The sequence below is a fragment of the Undibacterium sp. Ji83W genome (assembly GCF_049340385.1).
GTDB lineage: Bacteria > Pseudomonadota > Gammaproteobacteria > Burkholderiales > Burkholderiaceae_D > Undibacterium.
On the sequence record NZ_JBMPOZ010000032.1, the window covers coordinates 14,452 to 30,996 of the forward strand.

The window sequence follows — 16,545 nt, forward strand, 5'->3', positions numbered from 1 at the left end:
AACTTTCTAAAAATTCTTAGTTACCCTGACTCAGTTACCCTGGTAGTAAGCCTTGGGAGCGACAGGCGGGAATGCTACCGGGGGCTTGCGTGGCTCAAAACTATAGCGCAGATATAAAGCCGCCGAGGTGTCATTGAAATCACCCGAGTTGTCTGCGCTGATCTTGCCACCCAGGAATAAATGCGGGGTCAGCTGGTATTCGGCTGCTCCACCCACTTTAAACGCAAACGCGGTCCTGGTCTGACCAGGGTAGCTGGTCTGAATGTTGATGCCGGGGTTGGCTGCGGCAAATTGTTCTAGCTCTGCCTGGTCTGCTGCTGAATTCGGATAATACAGGGCGGACAGTTCTCGGAAGTGCTGGACACCGAGCGAGGTGGCGAGCTGATAAGAGAATCTGCCTTTGCGTCCTGCTATCTCCAAAGGAATACCGAGCGCGACATAGGATTTGGGGCTGAAGTAGCCACCATGTCCATAGGTGAAGTAGCGCAGGTTTTTGTTGTAGAAGAAGGAGGTGAGTCCCAGCCCGGTGGTGAAGCTGAAGTCATTGGTTTTGTAGGCGCGCCAGTAGGCTCCGACACCAACTTCTGCTTCGGTATTCTTGGCGACGTTTTTACCTGTGAGTCCGTAGTAACCGAGGGTGGCGTAGACGCCACCATCTTCGCCATCGTAGGAGGTGTCGATCTTGACGCCAGTACGGGTAATACCACCCCAGGTGAGTCCGTAGAGACTGTCTTTGGCTCCGGCATAGGAGAGGTAGCTGTCGGTGACTGAGCGTCTGGCGATTTCTATACCTAAGCTGGCACCATCGTCGCTACCACTCCAGCGCAGGCCGCCGACTACGTTCTGGACGGGGAAGCCTATGGGGCTGGAGCCTATGTCGGCTCTGACACCTGCCATTTCGTAGCTGAGGTTGAGGGCGCCGCCTTTGGCTTCTTCATCTAGTGTGGCGACGTTGGATAAACCTTGCTGGCGGGCGATGGTGGTGAACGGGACTTTGCTGTATTTGGCGCGTTCTACCACGATGGCGTTGCGGCCAAACTGGCCTGAGATGGCGGGGTCGTTCAAATACAGGGTGCCTGCATCCACTACAACGGGGATGATCTTGAGGCCGAACTGGCCGAGACCCAGGGTGTTGATGCGGGCTTCGATCGGGATTTCTATATCGGTCAACGCGGACAGGCCTTTTTCTCCGCTGCGTGTTCTTGTGGCGACTTCGACTGAAACCTCTGTACGCTTGAGTTCGTTGATCGAGTCGATTTCTTTCAACAAAGCCGCTTCTTCGGCGCTCACATTGGCTGCCTTGACTGGCCTCGCTTTGCTTACCTGGGCTACGTTAGCGGGGGCAGCGGCATATTGTTGCGGCACAGGTACTGGTGCGGCTGAATAACTGGTCTTGGGTGGTACATAAGGTGTTAGTGGCGCATTGCTGGCACTGCTAGCACCGCTACTACTGGCATCGTAATTACTTCTGGGCGCAGTCTGATTTTGCAACAAATTAGCTTGTACAGGTGCCGCTTGAGTCAACGGACTACGGCTCAAATTTGCCGGTGGAATCTGATATACAGTAGCGGCCCCTGTCCCACTGCTGACATTACCGCTGGAACCACCCTGCACTGCCGCAGGCACTGCATTGCTTGCATAGGCTTGCTGAGTTACAGGCATAGGTGCGGATACAGGTGCAGGCGCTTTATTAAATGCGCTGGCAGGCAGTTGCGGAATAGTCGCCATAGCTGGTGGCGCAACGACCACCGGATTCGTTGCACGGGTTTGTGCAGGCGCCATGGTTGTAGCTGGCAGTTGCGGTATCACGTACTGCGGTGAAGCTTGTGTTGGCTGAGGTACCTGCGCGTATTGAGGTTGTGCATACTGCGGCTGCATATATTGAGGCTGTGCAGCCTGCAAAGGCACACCTACCGGAGCAAAAATGGCGCTCCTGGGATTAGGTGCCAGTACCTGTGGCGCAGGTGTGGCATAAGATGCGACTGCAGTCTGCGTTCTGCCGCTGCGGTCAGCAAAGGGATTGACGCTGAATTCATTGACATTGCCTGGCTGGGCTTGCGCGACCAGGCGTATCCCATTTGCACCCATATCAGTACCCGGCCTTTGCGCCTGTTCCAGCGCCAGGGCTTGCCTGAAGTATTCAAGAGCCTTACCACTATTACCGCGCGCACGTGCCAGGTTACCGGCCAGGGAAATAAAACGCGGATTAGCTGGCTGCTGTTGCATCAGCGTTGCCAAGTGCTGTTCTGCAGTGTCAAAGTCCTTGACCTGTATGGCGGCATATACCAGACCTTGCAAGACTTCAGGATTATCGGGTTCTGATTGCAATACGCGTTGATATAAATCCTTGGCAGAATCAGTATCACCCGCAGAAGAATAGATGCGTGCCAAAGCCAGCAATAATAAATTGTCTTCAGGGTCAGCCATCAACATGGGCTGAATAAAATTGAAAGCGCTGGCATAGTCACCCGCTTCGCGCGCGCGCTCGGAATAACGCATCGAGACTATGCGTTGCAAGTCTTTGTAATCAGTAACCTCTTCTGCCGTCAACTTGGGCATATCGGCAACCTTGCGCATGACAGCCAGCACTTCAGCTTCCTGATTTGCCCGCAACAAGGCCATGCCATATTGCAGCAACAAACCTGCCTGGGGATTAGGTGTGCTTTCTACTGCACGCTTGACCAGTGCCAAACCATGTGCAGGATCACCGACCTTCATATGAAAGGCCGCGATGATGCCAACAAATTCTGCATCATTACCGGCAGTATTTTCTATGATACCGAGCAATTCGCGCGCTCTTGCGGTATCGCCGCGGTTGACAAAGACATTCAGACGATCAACCTGCACCCTGGTCCAGAGACGCTTTTGCAGTTCGAACATTTCCGGTTTTCTGGCAGCGGCAGGCAGGCGCTCCAGCGTTATCAAACCTTCCCACCATAATTGCTGCATGGCGCTCAGCAAGGCGCTGGCATACAGGGCTTCGGCCTGTGGATTTTCTACATTGGCGATGGCATCCATGAGGGCACGTGCTGCGCCTGGGGCATTCTGGCCCAGATAAATCTTTGCCAAAGCAATGCGCAACCAAGGGTTGTCAGGCGTGATCAGCACCGCATCTTCCAGATTGGCCTGCGCCACGGCGATATTACCCGCTGCTTCAGCCGCCTTGGCCTTGTCCCATAGCTGCGTTGCCTTTAATTCAGACAACACCGTCATCTGGCGCGGCGACATATAGGCGCTCAACTCTTCCAGATCCTTGATGCGCTTCTGCAGAGCCAACAGGCCTATCAGACTGTCCAGCGCACCCAGATTTTTTTTATCGTCACGCAATACCAGACGGAAATTTGCTTCGGCACCGACCACATCATTTTCTGCCAGCAAGGCATCGCCTAGCTGCAATATGCCGACCGCTTCCTTGGGGTCCATTTCCACTGCTTTGCGCAACAAGGCAATGCCTTTGCTGCTATTGCTGTCTTCAAATGCAGTACGTGCATCGGCAATCATGCCCCAGTAATTGGCACGGTCAAAGGCTGGTTTCCATTGATCCTTGCGATTGGAAGGTGACAATTCCACCGCTTTTTGCAAGAGCGTGCGCGACTCGACAAATTCATCCTGGCGCATTTTTACCAGGCCCATGCCACCGTACCCGGCAGAGTCTTTGGGATGCGATTTGATCAAAGCCTGAAAAGCAGCTTCCGCTGTTTTCAGATCATTGTCGTCAAGTGCCTTGAACGCAGCGATGCGTGCTTTTTCTGGTGCTTCACTTCCCGACTTTGCCTGTATCTCGCCCTTATTACTGGTTTTGGACTCGGACCTGGATTCAGCCTTAGATTCTGGCTTGGATTCGGCCTTGGCAACAACCTCAGGTTTCGGTGCAGCTTCTATTTTTTGCTTGCTTTCGGCTGCGGCCTGCACTGCCGTGCTTTGCTTGGCTGCTGCCATGAGCTTGGCCGGGTTGGGTTTTTCTTCTGGCACTACCGGTGCGGCAGGGTGACTTAAACTGGCAAGACGTTCGCTGATGACTTGATCATTCGGGAATTTATCGAGATAACGGCGGAAGTGCTTGGCGTTTTCATTCTTCACGCCCATCCAGCTCAAGGCCTGGCGCCATGAATCGCCAGCTTGCTTGCCCACGTCCGCCTTGACGGTCAATTGCTCCAGCGCCGCCATACCTTCCACGCGGGTCGGTTCACGATAGGTCAACACCTGTGCGTACGCCAATGCATAGCGGGTATTACCCGGATTTTCTTTTTGCAGTTTTTCCAGGCCACGTTTGGCATCGGGATAGCCCGCCTTGGTACCTGCCAATACCTGGAAATATTCGAAAGCGGCGTCGCCCTTGAGTTTGGAAGGGTCGCCCATTTGCTTATAGGCTTCTACTGCACTGTCGGCATCACCCTGCTTTGCCAGTTTGCGCGCTTCTTCCAGTTGTCCGCCGCTACTACTGCCTCCCTGCAGGACGGCATTTTCAGCTGTGCGCAGTTGGGTGATCGTTGCTTGCGAACCGCGGAGTTTGGAATAATAAGACTTCGCCTGTGCTGTATTACCGGCCTTGGCCTCAAATAAAACCAGTGCCAGCAAGGCGTCGGCATTGGATGGTTCTATTTTTAATACTTTGCGCCAGGCATCAGCCGCATTTTCATCCTTGCCACGCTGTGCCCAGAATTGCGCCTGTTCTTTCAATTGTTGCGTCAAAGGGGAATTAGCGAGAGCCGTCCCGCTTTCCAGATATGCCGTCAAAAGCGCCAGTACCAGCGCTTTCTTCTTAAAAGTCATTCATGTCCCCTTTTCACTTCTTGGCTGGTGAGCGTATTGGCTAGCGATGTCTTATATACAAACACTCACTTCACCAGCATTTTGAAGTAAGCCAAGCTAAATAGGAAGTGTATGTGTGGCAGGAATTGTAAATCTATTGTAAATCCAATAAAAAAACCGCTCTATCTGAAAGATTTGAGCGGTTTTTTCGTATTTTTCGTATTTTTCGTATTAATAGCTTTACTGCCTAATTCCCCTGATAGTAAGCCTTGGGAGCGACAGGCGGGAATGCTACCGGTGGCTTGCGTGGCTCAAAGCTATAGCGCAGGTATAAAGCCGCCGAGGTGTCATTGAAATCACCCGAGTTGTCTGCGCTGATCTTGCCACCCAGGAATAAGTGCGGGGTCAGCTGGTATTCGGCTGCTCCTCCCACTTTAAACGCAAACGCGGTCCTGGTCTGACCAGGGTAGCTGGTCTGGATGTTGATGCCGGGGTTGGCTGCGGCAAATTGTTCTAGCTCTGCCTGGTCTGCTGCTGAATTCGGATAATACAGGGCGGACAGTTCTCGGAAGTGCTGGACACCGAGCGAGGTGGCGAGCTGATAAGAGAATCTGCCTTTGCGTCCTGCTATCTCCAAAGGAATACCGAGCGCGACATAGGATTTGGGGCTGAAGTAGCCACCATGTCCATAGGTGAAGTAGCGCAGGTTTTTGTTGTAGAAGAAGGAGGTGAGTCCCAGCCCGGTGGTGAAGCTGAAGTCATTGGTTTTGTAGGCGCGCCAGTAGGCTCCGACACCAACTTCTGCTTCGGTATTCTTGGCGACGTTTTTACCTGTGAGTCCGTAGTAACCGAGGGTGGCGTAGACGCCACCATCTTCGCCATCGTAGGAGGTGTCGATCTTGACGCCAGTACGGGTAATACCACCCCAGGTGAGTCCGTAGAGACTGTCTTTGGCTCCGGCATAGGAGAGGTAGCTGTCGGTGACTGAGCGTCTGGCGATTTCTATACCTAAGCTGGCACCATCGTCGCTACCACTCCAGCGCAGGCCGCCGACTACGTTCTGGACGGGGAAGCCTATGGGGCTGGAGCCTATGTCGGCTCTGACACCTGCCATTTCGTAGCTGAGGTTGAGGGCGACGCCTTTGGCTTCTTCATCTAGTGTGGCGACGTTGGATAAACCTTGCTGGCGGGCGATGGTGGTGAACGGGACTTTGCTGTATTTGGCGCGTTCTACCACGATGGCGTTGCGGCCAAACTGGCCTGAGATGGCGGGGTCGTTCAAATACAGGGTGCCTGCATCCACTACAACGGGGATGATCTTGAGGCCGAACTGGCCGAGACCCAGGGTGTTGATGCGGGCTTCGATCGGGATTTCTATATCGGTCAACGCGGACAGGCCTTTTTCTCCGCTGCGTGTTCTTGTGGCGACTTCGACTGAAACCTCTGTGCGCTTGAGTTCGTTGATTGAGTCGATTTCTTTCAACAAAGCTGCTTCTTCGGCACTCACATTGGCTGCCTTGACTGGCTTGGCTTTGCTGCTGTTGCTATTAGCAACAGCATATTGCTGTGGCACCGGCACTGCCGCCGTGTAGCTGACTTTGGGAGGCACATAAGGGCTGGCTGGTGTGTATTGGGCCAGCATGGTTTGCCCTTCAGGATAAGGGCTTTGCATGGTCGCGCCATTACTGTAGGTATCCGACCTACCACGGTTTGGCTCTGGTGGCGCACCGACTGCCGTTGGCATCTTGGGCTGCAAGGTATTGGCAGGTGGCGGCGCAGAACCCGCAGGCACACTGGCTGGAGCCGGCTGAGTTTTTGGAGCTACAGGCAAGCTCGGTAAGCTTGGAATAGTTTTGGGCACTGCACTGCCGGGCGCTACATTATTCAGTGGAACACCCGCTGGCGCAGGAGGCGTAGTCAGTGGCTTGCCGACTGGCGCAAATATACCGCCGGTAAAGTTACTGTTTGGTGCCTCTTTCAGAGCTGGCCCTGACGTTGCTGTCGGCGCGACCGTTTTCAATTGCGGTTGTTGCGAGGTAACTACGCCGCCAGATTTACGGTCAGCAAAAGGGTTCACCTTGAAATCATTCACCGTGGTGGCAGGCGCAGTATCCACCAGACGCAAACCATTCGGGCCTGAACCGACCACGGTTTTTTGTGCCTGCTCCAGCGCCAATGCTTTTTTGAAGTAACTGAGGGCACGGCTGTTATTGCCCTGTGCCCTGGCGACATTGCCTGCCAGTGCCAGGTAACGCGGATTATCAGGTTCCTGGCGCAGCAGCACACTCAGGTATTTTTCTGCGTTCTCCAGATCGCGCGCTTCCATTGCTGCGTACACCAGGCCTTGCAAGACTTCCGGGTTTTCTGGGTCGTTTTGCAAAACCTTGACATACAATTCCCGCGCAGATGCAGCGTCACCTGCTGCGGTATAAATACGTGCCAGTGTCAGCAACAACATGTCGTCGTCGGGTGTTGCGATCAGCATGGGTTGTATGTAGGCGTAGGCCGTTGCATAATCGCCCGCTTCACGGGCGCGTTCTGCATAGCGCATGGCCAATACTCTTTGCAATTGAGTGAAGGCGAGAATTTCTGCCTCTTGCAGATTGGGCATGGCTGCGACCCTGCGCATGGTGGCTTCGAGTTCACCTTCCTGATTTGCCTGCATCAGCGTACCAGCGTATTGCAAGAGCAAACCTGCTGCCGGTTTGGGGGTGTTTTGCACGGCCTCGCGCAACATGGCATAACCGCGTTCCTTATTTCCCAGTTGTATGTACAGATTCGCCATGGTACCGGTGAATTCCATATCATTGCCTGCGACCTGCTCTACGTTCGCCAGGATGTCTTTGGCCAAACCTGTATTGCCGCGCTTTGCCAGCAAAGTAATGCGGTCTATCTGCACCCTGATCCAAAGGCGTTTTTGCAGGTCTACCATTTCTTTCTTGCGTGACGCTGTCGGTATTCTTTCCAGTGTATTCAATGCTTCCCACCAGAGTTGCTGCATTTCGCTGAGCAAGGCACTGACATATAGCGCTTCAGGATCAGCTGCCTCAACATTGGTCATGGCTTCGATCAAGGCCCTTGCCTGCCCTGGCATATCGCGCTTCAGATAAATCCTGGCGAGTGCCATGCGTAACCAGGCATTGTCCGGCTTGATCATGATGGCATCTTCCAGCATTTTTTGCGCTGTATTGATGTCACCTGCAGCTTCGGCTGCCTTGGCTTTATTCCATAAATCTTCTGACTTCAGGTTAGCGATAATTGCCAGATGACGCGGTAACATGATGCTGCTCAGCGCTTCCAGATCAGTGATGCGTTTTTGCAAAACCAGTACGCCAATCACACCATCCAGAGCCCGGATATTGGTTTTATCTGCATCGAGCACACGGCGATAATTTTCTTCAGCGCCTTTCAAATCATTTTCTGCCTGTAAGGCATCAGCAAGTTGCAAGATACCGGCAGGTTCCTTGCCATTATGGGCAATCGCCTTGCGCAAGAAATCTATACCCTTGGCACTGTCGCCATCTTCAAAGGCATTCCTGGCTTCTGTCACGGTTGCCCAGTAGCTGGCATCGTCAGAGGCTTGCTTCCATTGGTCCTTGGATTGCGATGGAGAATAATCTACGGCTTTTTGCAGGAAGCTGCGCGCCTCTATGAATTCTTCCTGGCGCATCTTGACCAGGCCCATGCCACCATAGCCTATCGGGTTTTTGGGATAATTTTTGATCAGGCCCTGAAACTCTGCTTCAGCGGCCTCGATTTGATTGTCGTCCAGTGCTTTAAAGCCAGCGACACGGCTTTTCTCTATGGGATTTTCTGCCACTGGCTTGGGTTTTGGTACAGCTTTTTCAGCTTTCTCAATCTTCTCTGCTTTATCTATTTTCTCGGCAGCCTTGCTTTCACTTGGCTTGACGGTATGAGCAAGCGGAGGAGTCGGAGTAGCAGCAGGAGTCACGGTGGGGGGTACTGCCGGTGCTACCACAGTTTTGGACAAGCCCGCCATCCTGTCCCGGATAAGTTGATCATCAGGATGCTTGTCGAGATAGTGACTGAAGTATTTGGCATTTTCAGGCTTCATTCCCATCCAGCTCAATGCCTGACGCCAGGATTCTGTGGCTTGCTTGCCGACATCCGGCCTGTTACCCAGACCTTCGAGCAGCGCCATACCCTCTACTCTGCTCTGCTCGCGGTAGGTCAGCACCTGGGCATGGGCGAGTGCGTATTTGCTATTGCCTGGATTTTCCTTGATCAGTTTTTCCAGTCCCTTACGGGCTTCGGCATGGCCGTTCTTGGTACCACCGAGGACCTGGAAATACTCGAATGCGGCATCACCTTTGAGTTTGGAGGGGTCACCTATTTGCTTGTAGGCGTCGACTGCTGCCTCGGTATCGCCCTGTTTGGCAAGCATGCGGGCATTTTCCAGTTGGCCTACGCCACCATTGCTACCCTGGCGCAGCGCTTGTTCAACATTACGTATTTGGGCAGAACTTGCCTGCGTACCGCGCAAGCGCGAAAAATAGGTTTTAGCTTGCTCTGGATTACCTGCCTTGGCTTCGAGTACGGACAAGGCCATCAGGGCGTCGATATTATTGGCATCGACTTTCAACAATTTGCGCCAGGTATCCGCCGCATTGTCATCGCGGCCACGTTGCTGCCAGAACTGTGCCTGTTCTTTCAATTGCTGCGTCAGCGCCGTTTGCGCGAACGCAGTTTCGCTCTCAAAAAAAACCGTCAAAAGCGCAAATACTATCGCTTTTTTCTTGAAGACCATTTACTTCCCCTAATGATCGCTTTTTTCTGTGAGTCAGCTTCTTTATCGTCACCTCAGAAAATCAGCACTGTGTCAGGTTTTACATTAAAAGAACGGGCAGCGTTATCTGTTAATTTTACTCTTCAGATAGAACGCTGCCCCTCTCAATTTAGTTCAATTATTTCTTTTTATCTTCCAGCGCCAGGCGGGATGCCGCTTTTTTGCGCAAGAAGCGGAACAACATGGTCGCAGCAATCAGCGAAGCCAGCATCAGGAAAATAATCATGATAAAAGGCTGGGTAGACAAATGCCATTTGATCCATGTCCACCAGGGCAAGCTACCGGAATAATAAGTTTCACCTATCTGTGCATTGGCGATACGATCGCCCTTGATGAGAACCAGGTCACCCTGAAATTTACTACGCAGATCAGCCTTGTTCAAGCCCATGGTCAGGTCAGACAAACTGGCAGAGTCACCCGAGGTCATGACGATCACACTATGACCGCTGGACAAGGGCGATTCAAACTGCATCATGGCACCAAAAGCATTACCGGTTTTGGCCAGCATTTCACCGGCATGACGTTCCATGGTATCCAGGTCGCGGCCTGCCCAGCGTGTCACCAGACGCAAGAAGCCGGTAGGCAATTGCAGGCGGTTGCCGTTTTCATCCATGCTCATGGGCATATATTTTGACCATTGCTTGAGCAAAGGCAGGTTGCCACTGGCACCGATCAACAGGAAATCCTTATCGCTATGTTTTTCTACATCGGCACCACGGATCAGGCTGCTATTGAGCACAGGATAGCCAGTGGATTCGCCCATGCGGCCCATGACATTCAAGAACAATTCCATCTCTTGTGTATTTGGGCGGTCAGGCATGACGATGGCGGTTTGTGCCAGATCTGCCATACGGGTGAATGGGAAACCTGCATTCGCCATGTACGCCAGATTAGGCATGGCCGCATAGTGCGGCATATTCGAGAAATCGATCGTCGAATCCGGGTCTATGGCAGAGCGCACATTGTCCAGGTACACATCTTTACACGCACCCTGTTTTGGATAGTCGTAAAAGAAGTGGAATTGCAATTGGTTTTCTGCACCGATGCGGAAAGTCGGCACCTGGATTTCATCCTGGGCATAACGCTGACCATCCTTGAAGAACAGCATGACCGATTCCTTGATCTTGCCTTTTTCTACCTGACCACCGGACAAAGGCAAGGAGCGTACAAACTCATCATTGATACCAATATTCAAAGTCGATTTATCAACGGTAGGACGTGGCGTGAAGCGATAACGCAAATCGATAGGCACACCTTCTTTTTGCCAGGTGAACAAGTCAGGTGCAACGCGCAGATTCACACGGATCAGGTCAGGCGTCAGGCCATTGACTTTCAGTGCAGGAGGAGCAGCGAGTTCACCAAATTTGACTGGCCTGTCGGTAGGTAGCCACTTGGGTGCATCATAAGCTTTGCGTGGGTCGATTTCTTTCAAATTCTTGATCAGGGCAGATTCACCAGACATGGCCATTTGGCCCATCGTCAGCGCCTGCACAGCAATCTTGAGCTCATTGACATCACGTCCCAATACCAGCAATAACTTGGCTTTAGGATTGGCCGGGTTAGCCATGATGGCCAGTGTCGGACCTGCAATCGCTGGCAAAGTAATGCCTGCTGGCGCTTCATTGGCAGTGGCAAACAAGACAGCATTACCACGTGGCAGGGTATTGGCTTCGATAGGGAAACGCGCACCACGGTAAGAAGACAGATGACCAAACCAGGAGGCAACCACACCGGCATTGCGCAAGACTTCCAGTGACGGCGTCGCTGGCAGGATGAATGGCAGTTCCAGCAATTTGTTATCACGCCTGTCAAAGAACGGCGCTGGCAACATGCCCAGGTCATTTGCTAAAGTCAGTGGAGAAACCGTGAGTTCCAGATTGGTGGTATGACTGAGCTTTGCCCACAGGCTGGAGTGATAAGGGTCTTCACAATCCCTGGTGTAATGGCCTATGAGTTTGAAGCTGAGCTGGTTAAAGTCAGCGAAAAACCTTGGATCGATGACATCTTCACGCACGATACCTTTTGAGGTTTCTTTAGGCAAAGGTACCACGCTGACCAGTTCATTGTTGACCAGCACCTGTATGTGGGAAAGATCGGGCAACAAAGCAGGTGAATAAGCGATGCCATATTTGACCTTGGCTGCGGTAATCACTTCATCGCTGCGTACAGTAAAGGGGAAGGAGCGCTCGCCTTCTGTGCCGCGCAATTCAACGCTGGAGCTGACACCTATCATGTCCTTCAGGCTGATGTTATAAGTCTTTTGCCCGCCGATCACCGAAGTCGGCTGCAAGTCTTCCAGAGCCACTTTGTCAGTCGCCACAGGCTGGGCAGTGGCCACAGCACTGGCGCTTGCGCTGGCATGCTTGGATTTGGCTGATACATCATCATGATGTACTACACCTGTCAGGCCGCAAAGGATGGCCAGAGCCGTGCTACTGCCTTTGCGCGATAATTTAGCCCGAACACTTGTCACTATGGTTTTCACGATGGACGCCTCATTTATTTTATTCATATGCCCTGTTCTTTCCGCTACGTATTGCCTGATACTGGTACCAAACCTGCTGAAGCCGCGCATGCTGTGGTATGCGATTTCTTTCAATCCATTCAGCGGGTGGTCGATATCCCTGTCATTTGACCAGCTGAGCCAGACGTCGGCGCGGCCTATGGTGCAATTGATCAAATCCATTTCTTGCTGCAAATCCAGCGGCATGAATTGCACACTGAGCAGATTATCCTTGAAGAACACGGTCTTGGCAGGGAAGACTGACTCCCCGTTGGTGCCATACAGTGAAACCATCAAGTCTTCTTCCTTGTGCATCTGAAAACCTTCAGGTACACGGAAAGACATGCCGCCCATGGAGAAATCCTCAGTCCGACAGACTATGGAGTGACCATTATTCAAACGCAGGGTGGCATTCAATACTGCCCTGACCCTGTGGGTACGCCTGACCTGTTTGGATTCTGTGGCCACCGCCAGTGTTGCACCCAGGATGACCAGGTTATAGATCGTCCACAGCATATTGAGGATAACGGTATCCATCTCATAGGTATTCCACCACACCGCCCGGCCTATGCCGACAAAGAAGCCCAATATATTCATGCCCAGCATGATCAGATAAGGCTTGGAAATAGACCAGTCAAAATGCTCTTGCTCCACCAGACCACCTTTGGCAGTCACGTTGAACTTACCCAGTTTGGGGTTGATCAGCGCCACCAGCGTGGGACGGAAGATATACCAGGCCAGCGTTGCCTCATACACCTCGGCCCAGAAGGAATGCCGGTGCGCGCCCTGTATGCGTGAGTTGGTCAAATTGGCATGCAAGAGATGCGGCAATGAATACGCCGCAATCGACAAGGCCGAGGCCTTGATGATATGCACTTCAAAGAACAGGTAGGACAAAGGTGCCAGCAAGAACACCATGCGCGGCAAGCCATAAAAGAAATGGAGCATGGCATTGCTATAGCAAAGCCGCTGACCAAAACTGAGTCCCTTGCCAAGCAAGGGATTATCAGTACGGAAAATCTGCGCCATACCACGCGCCCAGCGTATGCGCTGACCAACGTGGGCAGACAGACTCTCAGTCGCCAAACCTGCTGCCTGTGGCAATGCCAGATAGGCAGTATTGTAGCCAAGGCGCTGCATTTTCAATGCGGTGTGGGCATCCTCAGTCACGGTTTCAACCGCAATGCCACCGACTTCTTCGAGATAAGTGCGGCGCAGGATGGCGCAGGAACCACAGAAGAAAGTCGCATTCCACAAATCATTGCCGTCCTGGATCAGGCCATAGAACAGCTCACCTTCGTTCGGTACATTGCGGAAGGTTTGCAAATTGCGTTCAAACGGATCAGGTGATAAAAAATGATGGGGTGTCTGTACCATGGCCAGCTTGGGATCAACCAAAAACCAGCCCATCGTATATTGCAAAAACGAGCGCGTCGGCATGTGATCGCAATCAAAGATCGCGACAAAATCGCCAGTGGTGCGCTTCAAGGCGGCATTGATATTACCGGCCTTCGCATGATTATTATCAGCACGGGTAAAGCACTGCACACCCACCGATTCTGCAAATTCGGCAAAGGCAGGACGGCGGCCATCGTCCAGGATAATGATATTGAGTTTGTCCTTGGGCCAGTCTATGCCCATCGCTGCCAGCACGGTGGGCTTGACTACGGCCAGGTCTTCGTTATAGCTGGGGATGAACAAATCTATGGTTGGCCAGGTCGAGGTATCTGGCGGCATCATCACCGGCTTGCGCTTCAATGGCCAGGCCGTTTGCAAATACCCCAGCAACAGCACCAGCCAGGCATACACCTCAGCCATGATCAGTACCAGGGCAAAGAACAGATCAATCAGATTGTCAGTGCCTATGGTGTAAGTAATACGCCAATAGATATAGCGACTGGTGGCACTGATGGAAAACATCACCATCACCAGTGAAATAAGCGTGCCGGTATAACGACGCAGATACAGCGCGGTACTGAAGATGATGATGGAAAACAGTGTTTGCAGCGGCAAGTCCAGCGGTATGCTGATACTGGTCCAGTACAAAAAGACTGCCACCATCAAAGCCAGAAAGCGTGGCGTCTTGCGCTCCCAACCCGGCCAGTTGACCATGGCACGCCCCAGGTCGTTGAGGCGACCGTAGAGATATCGGGAGTTAAGTATCGAACGCATTTAATCAACCAATCTGAAATTCGTTTGCAGCCAGGCCGTCAGCTCTTGCATATCATGGGTGGCAGAACAGTGCTGGGAGTAATACGACACCGGCGTCTGGCAAGCCAGTGCTTCGCTGACTGCTTCATCTTTATGAATGGTGACCGGTATGAAGCGTTTTCCCAGACTGCTGCGCAACATGCCAAAAACGTCACGGCTCAATTGTTTTGCTGCATCCATCTGATTCAACAAATAACAATAACCCAGAAATTCCTTGCGGTCGGCACAGTAATATTCGATCAGTGATTCTATGGATGGAATCGTTGAGTAGGAAGCAGCATCCGGCTTCAACACCACCAGCGCATAATTAGCTGCATGCAGTACCTGCTGTAAATAAATGCTGGGACCAGGTGGCGTGTCGATCAGGACCACGCTGTTTTCTGCCAGGTTCAAAGAAGCAAGCCGTTTTGCCAGCCACTTTGGATTGGCCTTGATCTCTTGCTCAAAAACTGCGCGCTGAGCTTCATCTACGCTACCGTAGGGCAGGAAGTCAACGCCATAGGCGCTTTCAAACAAGACATCTGCCCAGCCACTGTCCATTGTTTCTTGCTGCGCAATGCCACTGGCATCATCATGTGCCATACCAAAATGCAATCTGAGTGCATTTTGTGGATCCAGGTCCAGTATGGTGATGCGAGGACCAAGACGAGCCAGGGATGTCGCCAGATTGGCGGTGACGGTAGTTTTACCTACCCCACCCTTGGGAGAAATGACGGCAACTACCCTCATGGTTTAAATATTTTTTTAAAGAATGAATTGGTACCCGTATCAACTGGCTTGGCTTCTTCCTGCTTGCCAGCCAGACGACCAAAGACTGCACTGACAGGCTGGTCTTTGGCTGCGGATTTGTTCGTTATGCCTGGTTTGCGCACTTCTTCAACATGTTCTTGTACAGGCTTCACCGGCATGGCGTGTGCTGAAGGTATGCTATGTATGAAGGTAGCAGCAGGAGCAACATGTGCAGGAGCAGTGTTCACAGGCTTACGTGCACTGGCAATCGGCGCGACGCTTGGCGCAACATGTGCGGGGGCTTCGACTTCACGGGCAGGCGCGGGTATAGGCGCGGCTTGTGCCCTGTTGGAAAACAAGCCACTGCTTACAACTTCTTTTTGATTCGCAGCGCTTTGCTTTGTCGTTGCAGGCAAAATTCTTGATAAAAATGGTGATGCAGCTTCTACATCAGGTTCTTGCTCTTCGGCTGCAGCTTTTTGCATCAGCATTTGCTTTAAGGGCAATTGCGAGCTGTGCTTGATATTTGCATGAACCTCTGGCGCTGCTTGTACGGGGCTGGCTTTGACTGCCGTTGATCTGCTCACCGCAGATTTCGCGGCAGCGGGACGAAACGGGCTGTCATTCAACTGTACTGGCGCAGCCGATTCTTCTTCACGATGTTGTACACGTGCGGGTGCTGGCCCCGCATGCAAATGCACATCGCGCAACAAAGGCCAGCGTTGTCTCGCCAGTTCACTGTCTGCATCACGATTGATTTCGCGATACGCATCAGTTGATTGTCCAAATTTCTGAAAAAGATTTTTTACGTCATCATCCATAATGTCCACCAGTTCCGGTTACTTGCAGCGTCACGATCAAATTAACGACGTGTGAAATAAGACGGTTCTTCTGACTGCTTCTTCAAATCAAATACAAATAACTGCCCATCTTCGAAAACCCCGGCACGCTGCGTCAGGCGCAAGGACTTGTCCATGCCCAGGCCATCGAACCATTGTGCATAAACACCCTCCAGCAAAGCTGGCGACCAGTCCAGTGCATTTTCGCCGAACGCTACTTTCAGTGGCGAAGCATGATGGGCAACCACCAGGGCATCGGCCTCTTCCACCAGCTCGACCCAGCCCCAGTTCATTTCTGACCAGACCTGATTCATGCATGCTTCCAGCGCTTGCAGACTACTGCCATCATTCACATGAAAACCTGCTGCCATGGTACGACCCAATTGGTGCATGAATGCACGCAAATCTCCGGGTTCGCCCTTGGAGGCGAATTCAGCAGAAAATGCTCCCAGGAAAGATCGCCACTGGACTGAGCATTGCTGCTCTTCGTAATAACGAATAGTATTTGTCGACATGCTTATTGCACCTTTGCGTTAACTTTTTCTCTATGGCTACTATCGTGACACGCAAATCATAGAGAGTGTTGATTCGTTGCGACTTTACCACTCGCCTTTATTGCTAGTCCAGCCTATATGAATGGTGAAATGTCAACAATTAATAATAAGACCAAGCATTTATAAAAATTTAATTATTTTGCAAACCAT

General features: G+C 52.1%; 6 protein-coding genes. All 6 read right to left on the reverse strand.

Annotation, left to right across the window (positions count from 1 at the left end; genetic code table 11):
- Window positions 1-30: 30 nt before the first annotated feature.
- A complete protein-coding gene (locus tag ACO0LD_RS29805; protein WP_423012802.1) occupies window positions 31-4,773 on the reverse strand; it encodes a cellulose synthase subunit BcsC-related outer membrane protein in 4,743 nt (1,580 codons plus the stop codon).
- Between the two features lie 226 nt (window positions 4,774-4,999).
- Complete coding sequence (locus tag ACO0LD_RS29810) at window positions 5,000-9,520, reverse strand: cellulose synthase subunit BcsC-related outer membrane protein (RefSeq protein ID WP_423012804.1); 4,521 nt, start codon at window positions 9,518-9,520, stop codon at window positions 5,000-5,002.
- Between the two features lie 157 nt (window positions 9,521-9,677).
- The gene (gene bcsA, locus ACO0LD_RS29815; protein ID WP_423012806.1) at window positions 9,678-14,234 is read right to left on the reverse strand and encodes a UDP-forming cellulose synthase catalytic subunit; all 4,557 of its coding nucleotides are present in this window, start codon (window positions 14,232-14,234) and stop codon (window positions 9,678-9,680) included.
- Window positions 14,235-15,002, reverse strand: coding sequence for a cellulose biosynthesis protein BcsQ (gene bcsQ, locus ACO0LD_RS29820; protein WP_423012808.1), 768 nt, complete (start codon window positions 15,000-15,002; stop codon window positions 14,235-14,237).
- On the reverse strand, window positions 14,999-15,823 hold the full coding sequence (bcsP, locus tag ACO0LD_RS29825; protein WP_423012810.1) for a cellulose biosynthesis protein BcsP: 825 nt from the start codon (window positions 15,821-15,823) through the stop codon (window positions 14,999-15,001). Before bcsP ends, bcsQ begins: the two co-directional genes overlap by 4 nt.
- A 41-nt stretch (window positions 15,824-15,864) precedes the next feature.
- The gene (gene bcsD / locus ACO0LD_RS29830) at window positions 15,865-16,356 is read right to left on the reverse strand and encodes a cellulose biosynthesis protein BcsD (protein WP_423012812.1); all 492 of its coding nucleotides are present in this window, start codon (window positions 16,354-16,356) and stop codon (window positions 15,865-15,867) included.
- Between the last annotated feature and the right edge of the window lie 189 nt (window positions 16,357-16,545).

Coding starts and splice junctions, on each gene's coding strand:
- ACO0LD_RS29805 (WP_423012802.1), bottom strand. CDS start 4,773: ATGACTTTTAAGAAGAAAGCGCTGGTACTGGCGCTTTTGACGGCATAT.
- bcsD (WP_423012812.1), bottom strand. CDS start 16,356: ATGTCGACAAATACTATTCGTTATTACGAAGAGCAGCAATGCTCAGTC.
- bcsA (WP_423012806.1), bottom strand. CDS start 14,234: ATGCGTTCGATACTTAACTCCCGATATCTCTACGGTCGCCTCAACGAC.
- bcsP (WP_423012810.1), bottom strand. CDS start 15,823: ATGGATGATGACGTAAAAAATCTTTTTCAGAAATTTGGACAATCAACT.
- ACO0LD_RS29810 (WP_423012804.1), bottom strand. CDS start 9,520: ATGGTCTTCAAGAAAAAAGCGATAGTATTTGCGCTTTTGACGGTTTTT.
- bcsQ (WP_423012808.1), bottom strand. CDS start 15,002: ATGAGGGTAGTTGCCGTCATTTCTCCCAAGGGTGGGGTAGGTAAAACT.